Origin of the sequence: Thermosynechococcus sp. JY1331, from assembly GCF_031583475.1 — a bacterium.
Classification (GTDB): Bacteria; Cyanobacteriota; Cyanobacteriia; order Thermosynechococcales; family Thermosynechococcaceae; genus Thermosynechococcus.
Genome location: NZ_CP134180.1, coordinates 112,072 through 129,071, shown reverse-complemented (window position 1 = coordinate 129,071; position 17,000 = coordinate 112,072). Strand labels below are relative to the sequence as shown.

General features: G+C 53.4%; 18 protein-coding genes, 1 tRNA gene and 1 other annotated feature. Of the genes, 13 read left to right on the top strand and 6 right to left on the bottom strand.

Annotated elements, in window-relative coordinates; all coding sequences use genetic code 11:
• Positions 1–43 precede the first annotated feature (43 nt).
• Entirely contained in the window at positions 44–838 is a 795-nt protein-coding gene (locus RHJ31_RS00635; RefSeq protein ID WP_302676977.1) for a hypothetical protein, read from the top strand.
• Positions 839–844: 6 nt separating this feature from the next.
• Here the strand turns inward: RHJ31_RS00635 and RHJ31_RS00630 are convergent, their stop codons facing one another.
• Complete coding sequence (locus RHJ31_RS00630; protein WP_302676976.1) at positions 845–1,726, bottom strand: alpha/beta fold hydrolase; 882 nt, start codon at positions 1,724–1,726, stop codon at positions 845–847.
• Positions 1,727–1,821: 95 nt separating this feature from the next.
• Here RHJ31_RS00630 and secE point away from each other — a divergent pair, with 95 nt between their 5' ends.
• The 7 genes from secE to rnhA all read left to right on the top strand — a co-directional run bounded on the left by secE (position 1,822) and on the right by rnhA (position 5,731).
• The gene (gene secE / locus RHJ31_RS00625; RefSeq protein ID WP_149817217.1) at positions 1,822–2,037 is read left to right on the top strand and encodes a preprotein translocase subunit SecE; all 216 of its coding nucleotides are present in this window, start codon (positions 1,822–1,824) and stop codon (positions 2,035–2,037) included.
• Positions 2,038–2,067: 30 nt separating this feature from the next.
• Complete coding sequence (gene nusG / locus RHJ31_RS00620) at positions 2,068–2,751, top strand: transcription termination/antitermination protein NusG (RefSeq protein ID WP_302676975.1); 684 nt, start codon at positions 2,068–2,070, stop codon at positions 2,749–2,751.
• A 14-nt stretch (positions 2,752–2,765) separates the two neighbouring features.
• Entirely contained in the window at positions 2,766–3,191 is a 426-nt protein-coding gene (gene rplK, locus RHJ31_RS00615; protein ID WP_206200619.1) for a 50S ribosomal protein L11, read from the top strand.
• An 84-nt stretch (positions 3,192–3,275) separates the two neighbouring features.
• Positions 3,276–3,992: a 50S ribosomal protein L1 gene (gene rplA / locus RHJ31_RS00610; RefSeq protein ID WP_190278287.1), complete on the top strand. Its 717-nt coding sequence runs from the start codon at positions 3,276–3,278 to the stop codon at positions 3,990–3,992.
• A gap of 27 nt (positions 3,993–4,019) precedes the next feature.
• Positions 4,020–4,152 (top strand) — a sequence feature (ribosomal protein L10 leader region).
• Between the two features lie 18 nt (positions 4,153–4,170).
• Positions 4,171–4,698, top strand: a complete 528-nt coding sequence (rplJ, locus tag RHJ31_RS00605) for a 50S ribosomal protein L10 (protein WP_149817208.1) — start codon at positions 4,171–4,173, stop codon at positions 4,696–4,698.
• Positions 4,699–4,773: 75 nt separating this feature from the next.
• Positions 4,774–5,172 (top strand): 50S ribosomal protein L7/L12, encoded by a 399-nt coding sequence (rplL, locus tag RHJ31_RS00600; RefSeq protein ID WP_149817205.1) that lies wholly within the window; start codon positions 4,774–4,776, stop codon positions 5,170–5,172.
• Positions 5,173–5,251: 79 nt separating this feature from the next.
• Positions 5,252–5,731, top strand: a complete 480-nt coding sequence (rnhA, locus tag RHJ31_RS00595) for a ribonuclease HI (RefSeq protein WP_302676974.1) — start codon at positions 5,252–5,254, stop codon at positions 5,729–5,731.
• Here the strand turns inward: rnhA and RHJ31_RS00590 are convergent.
• A complete protein-coding gene (locus RHJ31_RS00590; protein ID WP_302676973.1) occupies positions 5,664–6,461 on the bottom strand; it encodes a TIGR01548 family HAD-type hydrolase in 798 nt (265 codons plus the stop codon). The two genes, rnhA and RHJ31_RS00590, sit on opposite strands and share 68 nt — an antisense overlap.
• Before the next feature lie 91 nt (positions 6,462–6,552).
• On the opposite strand from RHJ31_RS00590, the gene RHJ31_RS00585 reads away from it, so the two are divergent.
• Positions 6,553–6,852 carry a 30S ribosomal protein PSRP-3 gene (locus RHJ31_RS00585; RefSeq protein WP_149817201.1) on the top strand — a complete coding sequence of 100 codons (300 nt, stop codon included), beginning with the start codon at positions 6,553–6,555 and terminating at the stop codon, positions 6,850–6,852.
• Between the two features lie 198 nt (positions 6,853–7,050).
• Positions 7,051–8,127, top strand: coding sequence for an isocitrate/isopropylmalate dehydrogenase family protein (locus tag RHJ31_RS00580; protein WP_206200615.1), 1,077 nt, complete (start codon positions 7,051–7,053; stop codon positions 8,125–8,127).
• On the opposite strand, the gene RHJ31_RS00575 is transcribed toward RHJ31_RS00580, so the two are convergent.
• Together RHJ31_RS00575 and RHJ31_RS00570 are read right to left on the bottom strand one after the other, a co-directional pair.
• Positions 8,124–9,485, bottom strand: a complete 1,362-nt coding sequence (locus tag RHJ31_RS00575; RefSeq protein ID WP_315862967.1) for a TrkH family potassium uptake protein — start codon at positions 9,483–9,485, stop codon at positions 8,124–8,126. The two genes, RHJ31_RS00580 and RHJ31_RS00575, sit on opposite strands and share 4 nt — an antisense overlap.
• Positions 9,486–9,572: 87 nt before the next feature.
• Positions 9,573–9,646, bottom strand: a tRNA-Pro gene (locus tag RHJ31_RS00570).
• A 103-nt stretch (positions 9,647–9,749) separates the two neighbouring features.
• Here RHJ31_RS00570 and lepA point away from each other — a divergent pair.
• Positions 9,750–11,561: a translation elongation factor 4 gene (gene lepA / locus RHJ31_RS00565; RefSeq protein WP_181496686.1), complete on the top strand. Its 1,812-nt coding sequence runs from the start codon at positions 9,750–9,752 to the stop codon at positions 11,559–11,561.
• A gap of 10 nt (positions 11,562–11,571) precedes the next feature.
• The gene (locus RHJ31_RS00560) at positions 11,572–11,727 is read left to right on the top strand and encodes a hypothetical protein (RefSeq protein WP_206201713.1); all 156 of its coding nucleotides are present in this window, start codon (positions 11,572–11,574) and stop codon (positions 11,725–11,727) included.
• A gap of 6 nt (positions 11,728–11,733) precedes the next feature.
• Here the strand turns inward: RHJ31_RS00560 and RHJ31_RS00555 are convergent, their stop codons facing one another.
• Positions 11,734–13,455 (bottom strand): transglutaminase domain-containing protein, encoded by a 1,722-nt coding sequence (locus RHJ31_RS00555; RefSeq protein WP_302676971.1) that lies wholly within the window; start codon positions 13,453–13,455, stop codon positions 11,734–11,736.
• A 14-nt stretch (positions 13,456–13,469) separates the two neighbouring features.
• A complete protein-coding gene (locus RHJ31_RS00550; RefSeq protein ID WP_149817189.1) occupies positions 13,470–15,944 on the bottom strand; it encodes an ATP-dependent Clp protease ATP-binding subunit in 2,475 nt (824 codons plus the stop codon).
• 350 nt (positions 15,945–16,294) lie between these two features.
• On the opposite strand from RHJ31_RS00550, the gene RHJ31_RS00545 reads away from it, so the two are divergent.
• On the top strand, positions 16,295–16,987 hold the full coding sequence (locus RHJ31_RS00545) for an HAD family phosphatase (RefSeq protein ID WP_302676970.1): 693 nt from the start codon (positions 16,295–16,297) through the stop codon (positions 16,985–16,987).
• The last annotated feature ends 13 nt before the right edge of the window (positions 16,988–17,000 follow it).

Below are 17,000 nucleotides of genomic sequence, written 5' to 3'. Positions count from 1 at the left end.
CTGTCAATAAAATAAGCAAACTTTATTTCAGAGGAGTGACCTCATGGTAACCCGATTTGCGCCGTGGCGGGGCTTTTTGATCTCCTCAGTCTGTGGGATATTGACAGCCCTTGCGATCGCCCCAGTAACGCCTGCCCAAGCCCAGCGACCCTCAGCCCCCGATCAACCCGTAGAAACAGTAGTCACAGATCCGCTTCAGAGTCCTTTCCCCCTCCCTTGGAAATGGATTGACGACGGCCACGCCGCTGCTCTAAAGGCTAAGAAATCTCTCCGCTTGACTCAGCAGACGCCCCAATATCTCTCTCCCGATGGCCGCTATGTGGCACAGGCCACCCTCTACTTCACGGCTGATCCCGAGGCGCAACGGCAACAACTGGTGAGCGTTCTTGAAATTCGCGATCGCCAGAGCGGCAGTCAGCAGCGCATTGAAAGCCTCAAAGAAATGCCGCCTGAGTTTTTGGCAGAGGTGCCCCAAGCTCAAGGTCTGATTGCAGTACTGGTTCCAGTTGGCTGGTCAGAAACGGGCAATCGTCTCTTGGTGCGCCAGCTTGGCGGCTTGTTTGCCACTGATTTAATTAGCGATGGCGCGTGGATTTGGCAGGCGGGGGTGGGTCATGTGGCCACGGTTTATCCCACCGCTGATGAATACGACTTTGCCACCCTCTTGGGCTGGAGCACAACGGATCCGCAGCGGGTGCTCTTTCAAACCCAAACCATGGGGAACCCCAAAGCCACCATTTGGGCAGTGGATACTCAAGGCAGCACCCAATTGGCCCAGGGCGATCGCCCCCGTGTCTATGGCACAACCCTACCCGCCACTGCCAATGCCCAGCGTTAGATCACCTCAAGGGGAGGCCAGCAACTGGCCAAGGTAGCGATCAATCCAGCCAATCATCACCGCAGGGCACTCCAACTGCGGCGTTAGTCCCACCTCTGGCATCACATCAAAGGCACGAATCGCCTCGGGGTTTAACAGTGCCAAGCGTTGACCCACGGCCACGGGAGGGAGTTTTGCCTGCTCTCCCCAAACGATATAGGTCGGCACCGTCAAATGGGGTAAAAAGCGACTGAGATCGCAGCAGAGATCACCCCGCACAAAGGCCAACGCGGCAAATTCTGCCCCCGCCGACTGCGCTACTTGCGTATAGGTGGCAACCATTTCCGGGCTGATGCGGCTAGGTCGGGCAAACTGTTGATTGGCCATAAAGGATTGCACACTCAGGGAATTGGCCACGCCGAGGCGATAAAAGGCGATATCCACATAGGACTGGCGGGCAATCTGGGCAAGGGGGGTCTGGCGGTAATCTTGACCAAAATCACTCAACCCCGTTGGGCAGGTGAGAATCAGGCCACGGAAGCGTTGGGGATGGGCGATCGCCCCTTGGATGGCAAAGGCTGCCGTCAGTGACGACGTGATCACCACCGCTGGTTCTGCCGTCAATTGACCAAGGCACTCTAGCAAATGATCCACATAAGCCGCCACCGTATAGGGTTGATCGCGATGCTCAGAGGCGCCCCAACCGGGCAAATCCAAAGCAAAAAGGGGATACTCGGCTGAAAAGGCCAGATAAACTGCCGACCATTCATAGCGGCTCGAGCCACCACCAAAACCATGCCAAAAAAATAAAGGCGGCCGAGCAGGGTTAACATTGCCGAGATCATTGGTAACGTAGGCCACCTCACCCATAGCCGTCGTGAGGGTGCGCGATCGCAAGCAATCAAACATTGGGATTTCCTAAAAAGAAGAAACCTGCTATGATAATAAATCGCGCTGAATTAAACGGGTAGCAACGGGCTGCCCCCGCCCTAAGGAGTGCCGCCGTGACCAAGAGTACCGAAGGCGAAAAGCCCACTAGTGGCTTTAATCTAACCGAGTTTTTCCGCGAAACCAAGGAAGAACTCAGCAAAGTGGTGTGGCCCGATCGCCAGCGTCTGATTGGCGAATCTGCGGCAGTCATTCTCATCGTTTCCCTTTCGGCTGCGGTCATCTACCTAGTGGATGAACTCTTTCGTTGGCTGGCCACACTGATTTTCTAGACAGCCAAAGATTCCTACGAGTACGCGCCTATGGTGAGTGAATTTACTGATCATTCTGATCTGAACGATCCTCTTGACGACACCGTTGAAGTGGCCGAAGGGGATCAAGCGGGTAAGGTCAAACGGTTTTGGTATGCCGTGCAGGTGGCCTCTGGCTGCGAAAAAAAAGTGAAAAGCACCATCGAGCAGCGGCTCCATACGCTGGATGTGGCCGATCGCATCTTTCGCATTGAAATTCCCCAAACCCCCGTCATCAAAATCAAAAAAGATGGCTCGCGGCAAACCATTGAGGAAAAAGTTTTTCCCGGTTATGTTCTTGTCCAAGTGCGGGCACAGCAGTCCCCCGAAACGGGTGAATGGCAAATTGATGATGAAGCTTGGCAGGTGATTAAAAACACCCCCAATGTGATTAACTTTGTGGGTGCCGAGCAACGCCGCAGTACAGGCCGCGGCCGCGGTCACGTCAAGCCCATGCCCCTGAGTGCGGCCGAAGTGGATCGCATCTTCCGCAAAGCCCAAGAACAAGAACCGGTTCACCGCATTGATCTCAATAGTGGTGATAAAATCAAAGTTCTCAATGGTCCTTTTAAGGACTTTGAGGGAGAGGTGATTGAAGTCAGTGCTGAGCGCAGCAAACTGAAAGCATTACTCTCGATTTTTGGCCGCGAAACGCCGGTCGAACTCGAAGTGACTCAAGTGGAAAAAGTAGATTAGGACGCTAACTCACTATGGCGAAAAAGGTCGTCGCAGTTATTAAACTTGCCATTCAAGCGGGTAAAGCCAACCCTGCTCCCCCCATTGGTCCAGCCCTTGGTCAGCACGGTGTGAACATCATGATGTTCTGCAAAGAGTACAATGCTCGCACCGCCGATCAAGTGGGGATGGTGGTTCCCGTTGAAATTTCGGTCTATGAAGATCGCAGTTTCACCTTTGTTTTGAAAACGCCGCCCGCTTCCGTGCTGATTCAAAAAGCTGCGGGCATTGAAAAAGGCTCCGGCGAACCCAACAAGAAAAAAGTGGGCAGGATCACCCGTGCCCAACTGCGGGAAATTGCTGAGAAGAAAATGCCGGATCTTAATGCCAACGATATTGAAGCGGCCATGCGGATTATCGAAGGCACCGCTCGCAATATGGGCGTGACCATTGCCGACTAAAGCTTGCCTTCGTGTGTTCCTGTTGAGTCCGTTGTTGTGTTGGGGGAGAAACTGCGTTTCGTTAGTACCCCGTGGAGGTAAATTCTGATGCGTAAACTCTCGCGACGACTGCGCGAACTCTATGCCAAGGTGGAGGATCGTCCCTACGCTCCCCTCGAGGCCTTGCAACTGCTGAAGGAAACGGCCACAGCCAAATTTCCTGAATCGGCAGAAGCCCACATCCGCTTGGGCATTGATCCCAAATATACCGACCAACAATTGCGAACCACTGTGGCGCTCCCCAAAGGCACCGGTCAAACGATTCGCGTGGCGGTCATTGCTCGGGGTGAAAAAGTGACTGAAGCCAGTGCCGCCGGTGCCGATGTTGTGGGTTCAGAGGAACTCATTGACGAAATTCAAAAGGGGCGGATGGACTTTGATCTCCTCATTGCCACCCCCGATATGATGCCCCAAGTGGCCAAAGTGGGTCGGATTTTGGGTCCGCGGGGGCTCATGCCATCGCCCAAAGCCGGTACGGTGACCTTTGACTTGCCCCAAGCGATTCAAGAGTTCAAGGCGGGGAAAGTGGAATTCCGCGCCGATCGCACCGGGATTGTCCATGTGCTCTTTGGCAAAGCTAGCTTCAGCGCCGAAGACTTGCTCGTTAACCTCAAGGCACTACAAGAGAGTATTGACCGCAACCGCCCGAGTGGTGCCAAGGGTCGCTACTGGCGCAGTGTCTATGTGGCCGCCACCATGGGGCCGAGCATTCAAGTGGACATCAACGCCCTGCGGGAGCTAAAACTGGCCGAAGCCGCCTAAGGAGGACTTGTCTATTGCCCAATACTGGACAACTCAAGACTGAAACCGAAGACCGCAGGGGTCTGGCTCAGACATAATCTTCCTGCCGAGGTTTGCGAAGTCCATCCGTTGGGATTGGGCGATCGCCCCGGCACCACTGCTGGGGTTTTTCTTTCACTGACTACAGGAGGTGATGCGCGTGGGACGCACGCTAGCAAACAAAAAAGAAATTGTGGCGGAGCTAAAGGAACGCCTGAGCGAGTCACAAATGGCACTGGTGATTGACTACCAAGGTCTCACCGATGCTGAGATGAAGGATTTGCGGCAACGCTTGCGCAAGTGCAATGCCAGTTGCAAGGTCACTAAAAATACGCTGATGGAATTGGCGGTCAAAGAAAGTGACACTTGGCAACCCATGACCCAATTCCTCAAGGGACCTTCGGCGTTCCTCTTGGTCAAGGACGACATTGGCGGCACGATCAAGGCCTACCAAGAATTCCAAAAGGCCACGAAAAAAACCACCCTACGCGGTGGGGTCATGGAGGGACGGGCCCTTGATGAAGCGCAAGTGAAGGCCATTGGTGATCTGCCCTCAAAAGAACAACTCATGGCGCAGATTGCTGGTGCCCTCAATGCCGTCACAGCGAAGATTGCCATTGGCATCAAGGAGGTTCCTGCTTCCTTGGCGCGGGCAACCCAGGCGATCGCCGACAAAGGTGCGGCATAGATCGATCCTGTTTTCGGTTTCCCTTGGGAAGCCACCTGTTCTTGTTTTCCAACCTTGAAACGATAGGAGTTGACAATGTCTGCTGCAACCGATGAAATTCTCGAAAAGTTGAAATCCTTGACCCTGCTGGAAGCCGCTGAGCTGGTCAAGCAAATTGAAGAGGCCTTTGGTGTCAGTGCCGCTGCGCCGGTCGGTGGCATGATGGTCGCCGCTCCTGTGGGTGGTGGGGCTGCTGCTCCCGCAGAAGAAGTCGAAGAGAAAACCGCCTTCGATGTCATTCTCGAAGAAGTCCCCGCCGACAAGAAGATTGCCGTGCTCAAAGTGGTGCGCTCTTTGACCGGCTTGGGTCTCAAGGAAGCCAAGGAAGTGGTGGAATCCACGCCCAAACCCGTGAAAGAAGGTGCCACCAAAGAAGACGCCGAAGCCGCTAAGAAAGAACTCGAGGAAGCCGGCGCCAAAGTCAGCATCAAATAGTCTTTGGTATCCATTTGCTTCGGGGGTGGTCTTGTGGCCACCCTTTTTTATTTGCAACCTTTGGAGAGCATAGAGACTCATGACCGAGATTCGTGCCATTTATACCGATGGTGCCTGCGAAGGCAATCCGGGACCGGGGGGCTGGGGCGTGGTCATTTACTTTGCCGACGGCTCTGTGCAGGAACTGGGAGGACATCACCCCGCGACCACAAATAATCGCATGGAATTGCAGGCGGCCATTGAAGCCCTCAAGGTATGGCGCCAACTGGCTCCGGGGAGCGCGATCGCCCTTTACACCGACAGCGAATATGTCCTCAAGGGAATTACGGAGTGGATCCACAACTGGAAACGGCGGGGCTGGAAAACAGCCGCCAAAAAGCCTGTTCTCAACCAAGACCTGTGGCAGGAGCTAGATGCCCTCAATGATCCCTTAGTCCAGTGGCACCATGTGCGTGGCCATAGTGGCGATGTCGGCAATGAACGCTGTGATCTTATTGCCCGCAGTTTGAGTCGTGGGCAGCCAATTGCCCTAAGAACGCTGCCACCATCGCTGGGGTAATGTCGCGCGTGTGTTCAAAAACTGCACTGGCTCCCGCTGAGCGCAAGCGATCGCCATATTCTCTGCGATCTGCCCCTTTGACATGGGGAGGAATCACCCCTAAGGCAATCCACGGCGTTGTTGCTTGTTCTTTGCGGGCATTGACAACGGTCTGCATATCCGCCACTGTATCCCCCACATAAAAGGCAGGAATGGTTTCCTGAGCCGCGGCCTGACGGTAGGCCATGCGGAGTCCTGTGGGGTCGGGTTTGCCGGGGGCATCTTCCATGGCGATCAAAAGGGGCTGATCGAGACCCAAGCGGTGTTTCAGAACATATTCTGCCGAGTCCCGCGTCGCACCACTGACAAACCCCCAGCGGATTTGTGCCTGATCAAGAGCCTGAAAATAGGCAGCATCCACCAGCAGTGGCTCATCTTGAATATAGCCGCACCAATTTTCGCCACTATAGCGCTCCTCAAAAAAGATCACTAGGCGTTCATAGTCCAAGGGCACTTGGCAGCGGGGTTTCCCTTGGCGTTCAAAGTAGCGATAAATGAGTTCACGCGACCCTTCCCAGTCGTTATTCCAGCAGCCTTCCGCCTTGAGGTTGTCAATTTCCTTTTGACTGGGACGATAGGCACCCCCCGTAAAATGCTCGACGGTATCCGCTAGGGCACGGCGATAGGAACGACTGACATCGCGAATCACGCCATCAATATCAAAAAAGACACAGGCGCAGGGGGTACTCAACGGTAGCTCTCCAGAAACTTGTATGCAGTTGGCCTGATTGGTTATTATAAAGGATGGCTTTTTGTGAAAAACGAGTTTTAGGAGGTTAGAATTGTCCCGCTTTACCCTGAGAGTACTTTGGTTAGAAAAAGACGTGGCGATCGCTGTCGATCAAATTGTTGGCAAAGGGACAAGCCCCCTCACCTCCTACTTCTTTTGGCCGCGCACCGATGCTTGGGAACTCCTGAAGGCGGAGTTAGAGAAGAAATCTTGGATTACGGAAGCCGAGCGGATTGAACTCCTCAACCGTGCCACCGAAATTATTAACTACTGGCAAGAGGAAGGCAAAAATCGTCCTGTCAGCGAGGCACAAAAGCGCTTTAGTGATGTTAGTTTTGTAGGCACAGCCTAGGGTATTCTGAATTCCGAAGTAAATCACTACCTGTTGAGGAGAAACATGATGGGAATTGTTTTGTACTTTGTCATTGTTGCGGGCGCGATCGCCTTGGCGACAATTTTGTTTCACACGCTACGTACGGTGAAGCTCATTTAGCGGCATCATACCCTCCTAATACCTTGTCTTTCAGTTCTGCATAGGGAGAGAGAACTCGTGTCCCACGCTGTTACCTTAATTCGCGGCGACGGTATTGGTCCTGAGGTTGCCGCTGCCACTCGCACGGCCATTGATGCTACGGGCGTCAAAATTGATTGGGTGGTGGTGGATGCCGGCGTGGACATGATGGAACGCTATGGTACCCCCTTGCCCGAACACGTTCTCGATGCGATCAAAAGCACGAAAACTGCCATCAAAGGGCCGATTACCACCCCCGTGGGTACCGGCTTTCGTTCTGTGAATGTTGAGATCCGCAAGCGGCTCAATCTCTATGCGAACCTACGGCCGGCTAAATCCATTGTTGGGGTGAAAAGCTATTTTCAAAACATTGACCTTGTCATTGTTCGCGAGAATACCGAAGACCTCTATGCCGGGATTGAGTTTGAATACACCAGTCCCGAGGCGGCCAAAGCCCGTGCCTTTTTGAGTGATCTAGCGGGTAAGCCGATCCGTGAGGATGCTGCCATTGGTGTCAAGCCGATTTCTGTGCTGGGGAGCGATCGCATCATTGAGTTTGCCTTCAAATATGCCAAGGCCAACCATCGCCAGAAAGTGACCGCCGTTCACAAGGCCAATATCATGAAATTTACCGATGGCCTCTTCCTAGAGCGCGCCCGTGAGATTGCCCGCCGCTATCCGGAAATTGAATTTGAGGATCGCATCGTCGATAACATGTGCATGCAGTTGATGCAGAAGCCTGAACTCTATGATGTGATGGTGATGCCCAACCTCTACGGCGATATTCTTTCTGACCTTTGTGCAGGGATGATTGGTGGCCTTGGGGTGGCTCCCGGCGCCAATATTGGCGATGAATATGCCGTTTTTGAGGCGATTCATGGTTCAGCACCTAAATATGCCGGCCAAAATAAAGCCAATCCTACGGCATTGATTCTCTCTGGTGTGTTGATGTTGCAACACTTGGGTGAAATGGAAGCGGCACGGCGTCTTCAGGCAGCTGTGGAAAAAGTCATTGCTGAGGGGCGCTTTGTCACCTATGATTTGGCTGCAGCGGGCAAAGAACCCGTGGGTACCCAAGAGATGGCTGCCGCCATTGCCGAGTACGCCGCCCCCTAACCCACCAGCAGGTTTTCCTCAGGATATTGGACGCTAGAAGGCTGGGGGTCACCGATAATTGCCGCCATCAGCAGCAGGATACCCACCCGTCCGGCATACATCGTTACAATCAAGACCAACTTGGAAAAGGCGGTTAGCCCACTGGTAATACCGGTGGAGAGACCAACGGTGGCAAAGGCGGAAACGGTTTCAAAGAGAATGTTAATGAAATTCTCTTCGGGGTCAGCGATCGCGATGAGGGTAGTGGAAACCAGCACCGTAAACATTGAGCCAAAGGCGACAGCGACCGCTTTCATGATCAGCGAGGGGGGCACCTGACGGCGGTAGAGCAGCACCACCTCTTTCCCTTGCAGAGCTGACTTGGTAATCCCTGCCAAAATCCGCAACGTGGTTGTTTTAATGCCCCCTGCCGTGCCACCGGGGCTACCACCAATAAACATCAGGGCAATCATAATAAATAGCCCGCCATTATTGAATTCACCAATGTTGACGGTATTAAAGCCAGCCGTGCGCGCCGTGACCGACTGAAACCACGCCAAGAGGAGCTTCTGATCAAAGGAAAAAAGACCAAACCGTTCTGGCGATCGCATCTCCGTCGCAAACAGCATCGCCGTTCCCAAGATGAGGAGAATCGCCGTTGTACTCGTCACAATTTTGAAATTGAGGCTAAACGTCATCTGGCTCGCCTTGCGGATTAGATAGGCGGGTTTACCCCAGTGGCGCAGATGCTCCCGCAGCCAAAGATAAAATTCAAAGATCACCTCATAGCCAATGCCGCCAAAAATAATCAGCAGTGAAATCACGAAATTCAGGGGCACAGAGGTTTGATACCCCATCAAGCTGTCACTAAACAGACTAAACCCGGCATTATTCCAAGCACTGATACTGTGAAACACCGCGAGCCACAGTGCCCGTGGATCACTAAAGTCTTGGCGAAAAATCAGCCACAGCAACAAGGCACCCGTCAGTTCAAAGAGAAACGTGAGACCCAAAATCGAGCGCACCAATTGCCGTGCCCCCTGCATGCCCCGCCGATCCAAGGCTTGCTGTACCGCTATTTTTTGCCGCAGGTTAAACTTGCGTCCCAGCAAAATAATCAAAAAGGTGGTCGCCGTCATGTACCCCAGACCACCCACTTGGATCAACAGCAGAATCACCAGTTGACCAAAGGGAGAAAAGTGGGTTGCCGTATCCACAATAATGTGGCCGGTCACACAAACGGCCGATGTTGCGGTAAATAGCGCAACGATAAAGGGGTTCCATTCCCCATTACTAGTGGACCAAGGCAGCCACAACAGCAGCGTCCCCAGCGTAATCACCGCCAAAAATCCAAGGCAAATTGTCCGTGGAACCGTCAGCATCAATGAATACGTATCCAAAAGGCCTGAGGTTAATCTACCGCAGGATTGTATGGGCAACAATCGTTCTAGGTTTACGGTTCCGAATCGGGATGACAGGATTTGAACCTGCGACCCTCTGCTCCCAAAGCAGATGCGCTACCAAGCTGCGCTACATCCCGGCAGTTAATTTCTATCCTACCACTGAATTCTCAGCACAATCGGACAGGGACGCTTAGAATCAAGAAAGGAGTTTTTCATTTTGTTAAGGTTGCCCTCGCTGGTATGACCGACGTCCCCGTTTCCCACATTCGCAATTTCTCGATCATTGCCCACATTGATCACGGCAAATCGACCCTTGCCGATCGCCTGCTGCAATTTACAGGCACGGTGGATCCCCGTGAAATGAAGGAACAGTTTCTTGACAATATGGAGCTGGAGCGGGAGCGAGGAATTACGATTAAGCTGCAAGCTGCCCGCATGACCTACACCAGTCGCGATGGCGAAACATATATTTTGAATTTGATTGACACCCCCGGCCACGTGGATTTTTCCTATGAGGTGTCGCGATCGCTGGCTGCCTGTGAAGGGGCACTCCTCGTTGTGGATGCCTCCCAAGGGGTAGAAGCGCAAACACTGGCCAATGTCTATCTGGCATTGGAGCATAATTTAGAGATTATTCCGGTCCTCAACAAAATTGACCTACCCGGCGCCGAGCCCGATCGCGTGAAGGCCGAAATTGAAGAGATTATTGGCCTCGACTGCTCCCAAGCGGTTCTAGCGTCTGCCAAGGAAGGGATTGGCATTGAGGAAATTCTGGAATCGATTGTGCATTTGGTGCCACCCCCCCGCGATACGGTAGATCAACCCCTGCGGGCATTGATTTTTGATAGCTACTACGATGCCTACCGAGGGGTGATTGTCTATTTTCGGGTCATGGATGGTGTGGTTCGCAAGGGCGATCGCATTCGCTTGATGGCCTCTGGCAAAGAATACGAAATTGATGAACTCGGCGTCCTCGCCCCCAACCAAAAACCCGTGGACAGTCTCCATGCCGGGGAAGTGGGCTACCTCGCAGCCGCCATTAAAGCCGTTGGCGATGCCCGTGTCGGCGACACGATTACATTGGCACAAAACCCAGCCAAGGAACCTCTTCCGGGTTACACCGAGGCCAAACCGATGGTCTTTTGTGGTCTTTTTCCCACCGATGCCGATCAGTTTGAGGATCTGCGGGAAGCCCTTGAAAAATTGAAGCTCAACGATGCTTCGCTCCACTACGAGCCGGAAACCTCCAGTGCCATGGGCTTTGGGTTCCGCTGTGGCTTTTTGGGGCTGCTGCACATGGAAATTATCCAAGAGCGGCTAGAGCGGGAATACAATCTGGACTTAATCATTACTGCCCCTTCGGTGGTCTATCGCGTCACCACCATCAAAGGGGAAGTGCTGACGATTGATAACCCCAGCCTGCTACCGGAACCCCAATACCGCGAAAAAATTGAGGAACCCTACGTTCAACTGGAAATGATTACCCCCGAAACCTATGTGGGAACGCTGATGGAATTGGCGCAGTCGCGGCGGGGCATCTTTAAGGATATGCGCTACCTCACCCAAGGGCGCACCACCTTGGTCTATGAAATGCCCTTGGCGGAAATTGTGACGGACTTTTTCGATGAAATGAAGTCGCGATCGCGGGGCTATGCCAGTATGGAATACCACCTGATTGGCTACCGTCCTAATGATCTGGTGAAACTGGATATCCTGATCAATAACGACCCAGTGGATTCCTTGGCAGCGATTGTTCACCGCGATAAGGCCTACTATGTGGGACGTGCCCTTGTCAGCAAACTCAAGGATTTGATCCCACGCCACCAGTTCAAAATTCCCATTCAAGCGGCCATTGGCTCACGGGTGATTGCCAGTGAAAGTATTCCCGCCTTACGCAAAGATGTCTTGGCCAAGTGCTACGGCGGCGATGTGACCCGTAAACGCAAGCTCCTCGAAAAACAAAAAGCGGGTAAAAAACGGATGAAGGCGATCGGGCGGGTGGATGTCCCCCAAGAGGCCTTTATGGCAGTATTGCGACTCAAGAATGAATAGGAGGCTCAGGGTGTCTCAACGGTCATCGGGCAAATGGGTGGCGATCGTCACCGGTGTCATTTCCCTGTTATTGGGAATTGGCTACTTGGTGTTAGTACAGCTTTTGGATTGGCGCGGCGATTGGCAGCCGGCTCCTTTGGGATTACTGCGAGTGCTCCTGTCTTAGAACTGTTTAGGCAATTGGGGGCAGCTCACTATGAATGGTAAAGCGCACATGATTGAGGGCTAAATCTCCAAGGCGTAGCCCGCGATCGCGATAATTCATGCTCTCAAAGCGAATCCCTTTACCCGCTTCCACGTGGTACCAAGGCAGTGCCATAAAGAACCGCGTTGGATAAGGGCCGCGCTCTACGACATCATCGGGATTGGACTCCATGGGCAACCAGCCAACCCCCGGCACATAAAACTCCAACCAAACGTGGTTATAGGTGGGTTGGAGGGGAATACCCCGCTTTTGGGGATGGGGGGGACATTTGTAGCGACCCACCGTACGGCAGGCAATGCCATTTAATCGCGCCAAGGCAAGGAGCACCCCCACGTACTCACCACAAGACCCCGTTCCCCGTTTCAAAACCAAATCGGGGGTTTCAATCGTGGGTCGCATGGCATAGCTCAGGCGATCGTACACATAGTTACGAATCTTGAGCATCTTACGCAGGATATTGGTCTCTGTGCCCACAGCTTGCCGTGCCGCCTCCTGGACAATGGGTTGATCCATCGCCAACTCATCGTTATCCACTAGATACTGTGCTGCAAATTCTGGTGGCAGCGGTAGCGTCTCATCAATGTCGTCAAAGCTGAGATGGTACTTGATACCTCTCACTTCTAGCCAAGCACGCCAACCAAAAAGACGGGCTTCGTAGGGACGCACTTCAGGAAAATCAAACACCGCCACCTGCTGATCACCCACGGTTTCCAAGTGAAAGGGGGTACCGACGGGTTCAACCCGCAGCAATTTTTGGCGCAGGGAATTGGCGGGCAGAGCAATTCGCCACTCTAGGTTATCTAGGTGCAGCGCATCAAGGGGAGACATTTCCTCCACGTAGGCCATCTCAATCAGATAGCCATTGGAGACCGTATAATGCTGCTCTTTGTGGGTCTGATAGAGCAGAGGATGAATCAGGCAAATATCGCGATGATCAATTTCGAGGGGGGCTTCGCGGTTGTTGGGATTATCCCGCAAATAGGGTTCTTCGCCGCCATAGGCCACCCACAGTCGCCCCGTCGCATCAAAGGTAAACGCCGTTGGCTGGGCAAAGGGCGTCAAGGCCACCCATTCAACACGGCCACTCTGGCGATCGAGACAATAGATGGATTGCTCTAAGCGATCGCTCACCCACAGATAGCCATCCTTAAGGGCTAAATTTTCACAGCCAATGCCCGGCGCACTGAGGCGATACTGCTCTCGACCCGTCTCGTCAAAACAGTGAATGTAACCCGATTTTTGACAGGCCACATAGATGCCTGTGTCATCCACCGCCACACCGTAAATGGGATAGCGGCACGCCAACACCTTTTCTACATGCCAGTCAGGCAGATGACAGCGATAGAGCCATGTGTCCCGGCAAAACCAGAGGGTTTCGCGATGGAGACAGAGGCCATCGGCATCGAGAAATGGCTCTAGATCGTAGGGATTGAGAATCTCACTGTGGTCATTTTCGCCATTGATGAGCAAAATAAAGCCCCGTACCCGGTCCAAGGCCAAAAAACTGGCGCCAAGGGTTGCTTGGCAAAAGGGCAAACGGGGCAATTGACGTAGCCACAGGGCTTGGGGATCGACCCATGCCAGACCGTGGATTTGGTAAGCACCCAAGGGATAAATGGTGCGCCAGTCGTGATCCAGCGCTCGGGAGCTGAGGGAGTCCCCATAAACCTCTTGCGGTGTGTCTGGCATAGGAAGTCAATACCCTACTCAACCGCTTGGGGCAGTAGCTCACGCCGAGGTTGAGCTTGGATCTTCACTTGACCTGATTCATCCACATCAATGAGGGCAGTATCCCCTTCACGAATACGGCCAGAGAGCATTTCCTCAGCCAAGGTGTCCTCTAAGAGGCGCATAATGGCCCGCCGCAGGGGTCGCGCACCGTAGCTGGGATTGTAGCCTTCTTCAATGAGTCGCTCCTTGAAGCGATCCGTCACTTCTAGGGTGATTCCTTTCTCGGTCAGGCGTGAGAAGACCTCCTTCAAGAGGATGTCAGCAATTTGCTTGACCTCGTCTTTGGTCAGCTGGCGGAAGACAATAATCTCATCCACGCGGTTGAGGAACTCTGGACGGAAGTACTGCTTCAGTTCCTCATTCACCAAGGACCGAATGCGATTGTATTGCGATTCAGCAGCATCCTCAGTGCCAAACTCAAAGCCAAGACCGCCAGCGCCTTTCTCAATCACCTTCGAGCCAATGTTCGAGGTCATGATCAAGAGGGTGTTCTTGAAGTCAACGGTACGCCCCTTAGAGTCAGTGAGGCGACCATCCTCAAGGATTTGCAGCAGCAGGTTAAAGACATCGGGATGGGCTTTCTCGATTTCGTCAAAGAGCACCACCGTGTAGGGACGCCGCCGCACGGCTTCGGTCAGTTGACCGCCCTCGTTGTAGCCGACATAGCCAGGGGGCGAACCAATGAGCTTGGAGACGGTATGCCGCTCCATGTACTCGGACATATCCAAGCGGATCATCGCCTCTTCAGAACCAAAGAAGTAGGCGGCCAAGGCTTTCGTTAGCTCGGTTTTACCCACACCGGTTGGCCCAGAGAAGATAAAGCTAGCAATGGGACGGTTGGGGTTTTTTAGACCGACACGGGCACGGCGAATGGCACGGGAGATGGCTTTCACCGCTTCATCTTGGCCAATGACCCGCTGGTGCAGGGTCTCCTCCATGTGCAGCAGTTTTTCCGATTCGCTTTCGGTGAGCTTGCTGACAGGCACACCTGTCCAAGAGGCAACAATGTGGGCAATGTCCTCTTCGGTAACGACGGGGGTTTCCTCTTCACCATTGGCGCTTTCGGATTTTTTCTGCTGGGCAATGGCACGGATTTGCGCTTTCAGTTCCATCTCGCGATCGCGCAATTCACCCGCTTTGTCAAAGTTTTGGGCACGCACAGCATCATCTTTTTCTTTGAGCACTTGCCGCAATTCGCGATCCAATTCCTTGGCCGCAGGCGGTAGTTGCGAGTTAATCAGGCGCACCCGTGAGCCAGCTTCGTCAATGAGGTCAATGGCTTTGTCGGGCAGGTAGCGATCGCTAATGTAGCGATCAGACAGCTTCGCTGCCGCCTCAAGGGCTTCATCGGAAATTTTCAGCTTGTGGTGCTTCTCGTAGCGTTCCCGCAGGCCGTAGAGGATCTCAATGGTTTCCTCAACGGAGGGTTCACCCACCATCACCGGTTGGAAGCGGCGCTCCAAGGCAGCATCCCGCTCAATGTGTTTGCGGTACTCATCCAACGTGGTGGCACCAATGCACTGCAACTCACCACGAGCCAAGGCGGGTTTGAGGATATTCGCCGCATCAATGGCACCCTCAGCGGCCCCAGCCCCAATCAACGTGTGTACCTCGTCAATCACCAAGATCACATTACCGGCTTGGCGGATCTCATCCATGATCTTCTTCAGCCGCTCTTCAAACTCACCGCGGTACTTCGTGCCCGCCACCAACAGGCCAATATCGAGGGTGACCACCCGCTTGTCTTCCAGAATATCGGGGACATCTTTATTGGCAATGCGTTGGGCAAGGCCTTCAGCAATAGCGGTTTTACCTACCCCCGGTTCACCGATCAGCACAGGGTTATTTTTGGTGCGGCGGCCAAGGATTTGAATCACCCGCTCAATTTCTTTTTGCCGACCCACCACGGGATCTAGCTTGCCATCAATGGCCATCTGGGTGAGGTTGGCACCAAATTCGTCCAGCGTCGGTGTTTTGGTACGCCCTTGGCTGGCACCGGCAGCCACTTCGGCGGTTTCACCCAGCATGCGAATCACTTGGGTGCGCACTTTCGACAGGTCAACGCCGAGATTTTCAAGAACCCGTGCTGCTACCCCTTCCCCTTCGCGAATCAGACCCAAAAGAAGGTGCTCAGTACCAATATAGTTGTGTCCCAGTTGGCGGGCTTCTTCGAGGGAGAGTTCCAACACTCGCTTGGCACGGGGGGTAAAGGGAATCTCCACCGCCACAAAACCAGACCCACGGCCAATAATTTTTTCCACTTCGATGCGGGCATCCTTGAGGTTCACCCCCATGGAACGTAGCACCTTCGCAGCCACACCGGTGCCTTCACCAATCAATCCGAGGAGAATTTGTTCGGTACCGACAAAGTTGTGGCCGAGGCGGCGAGCCTCTTCCTGTGCCAGCATGATGACTTTAATGGCTTTTTCTGTAAACCGTTCAAACATGACCCTTCCCCTAATGGCTCCTGCGTGCTGGTAACACTCATCTTAACACGTCCACTTTGGCGTGTTTTTGTATGCCAATTTACAGCCCTCTTCCCAAAAGATGGAACAGACCCAGAACCGTCAAATCCACTCTTAAACAGGATCAACGTCCCTTGACGTACCCTATAGCTTAGATAAAGGGCTGTACTCCTACTGTAGATGTTGACTCATTTTTTTGCAGGTGTGGTTGCCCGTATTTTAATTGAGATTTTGGGGACTAGCCTGCAGCAAAATTCGATTGATCGATTAGCCAGCCTCTTTAGTCTCAAAAGACGATAGACTACACTTGCTGATGCCCAAATTTTTCGCCAATGGCTAATTTTTCCCAGTTTCTTGCCGTTGAACCCTCGCAGCGTGCCCTGATTTTTGATATGGATGGGGTCATCTGCCATACTATGCCCTACCACCTTGAAGCTTGGCGGGTCTATGTCGATCGCACCCCTGAACTGCGGCAGCAGATTAACTTGGAACAGTTGCGGCAAATGGGGGGTAAACGCAATGCCGAACTCCTGCCAGAACTCTTGGGGCGATCGGTCACTGAAGCGGAAGTCGAACGCTGGGGCGCGGGCAAAGAGGCTGTCTTTCGGGAACTGCTGGCACCCCATTTGGAACTGTTGCTGGGGCTATTGCCCTTTCTCAAAAGTGCTAAAGAAAAAGGCTATCGCTTGGGCTTAGGCACCTCGGCCTGTGCTGCCAATGTGGAATTGGTGCTCTCCTGCGAGGGGGTGGGCAACTTTTTCGATACGGTGGTGATGGAGCAGGATGTGCAGCGGGGCAAGCCCGATCCAGAATGCTATCTCCTAGTGGCGGAGCGGTTGCAGGTGTTGCCGCAGCATTGTCTTGTCTTTGAGGATGCCGTGGCAGGGGTGATGGCAGCGGTGCGGGCAGGGATGCTCTGCTGGGGAGTGTTAACAACGCAATCGGAAACGGCACTGCAAGCCGCAGGAGCAGAGGTCTGCATTGAGGACTTTACGGATCCACGCCTGCAATGGCTATTGTCCTAGGGCATTTTCGGCG

Coding starts and splice junctions, on each gene's coding strand:
- RHJ31_RS00635 (WP_302676977.1), top strand. CDS start 44: ATGGTAACCCGATTTGCGCCGTGGCGGGGCTTTTTGATCTCCTCAGTC.
- RHJ31_RS00630 (WP_302676976.1), bottom strand. CDS start 1,726: ATGTTTGATTGCTTGCGATCGCGCACCCTCACGACGGCTATGGGTGAG.
- nusG (WP_302676975.1), top strand. CDS start 2,068: ATGGTGAGTGAATTTACTGATCATTCTGATCTGAACGATCCTCTTGAC.
- rplK (WP_206200619.1), top strand. CDS start 2,766: ATGGCGAAAAAGGTCGTCGCAGTTATTAAACTTGCCATTCAAGCGGGT.
- rplL (WP_149817205.1), top strand. CDS start 4,774: ATGTCTGCTGCAACCGATGAAATTCTCGAAAAGTTGAAATCCTTGACC.
- rnhA (WP_302676974.1), top strand. CDS start 5,252: ATGACCGAGATTCGTGCCATTTATACCGATGGTGCCTGCGAAGGCAAT.
- lepA (WP_181496686.1), top strand. CDS start 9,750: ATGACCGACGTCCCCGTTTCCCACATTCGCAATTTCTCGATCATTGCC.
- RHJ31_RS00555 (WP_302676971.1), bottom strand. CDS start 13,455: ATGCCAGACACACCGCAAGAGGTTTATGGGGACTCCCTCAGCTCCCGA.
- RHJ31_RS00550 (WP_149817189.1), bottom strand. CDS start 15,944: ATGTTTGAACGGTTTACAGAAAAAGCCATTAAAGTCATCATGCTGGCA.
- RHJ31_RS00545 (WP_302676970.1), top strand. CDS start 16,295: ATGGCTAATTTTTCCCAGTTTCTTGCCGTTGAACCCTCGCAGCGTGCC.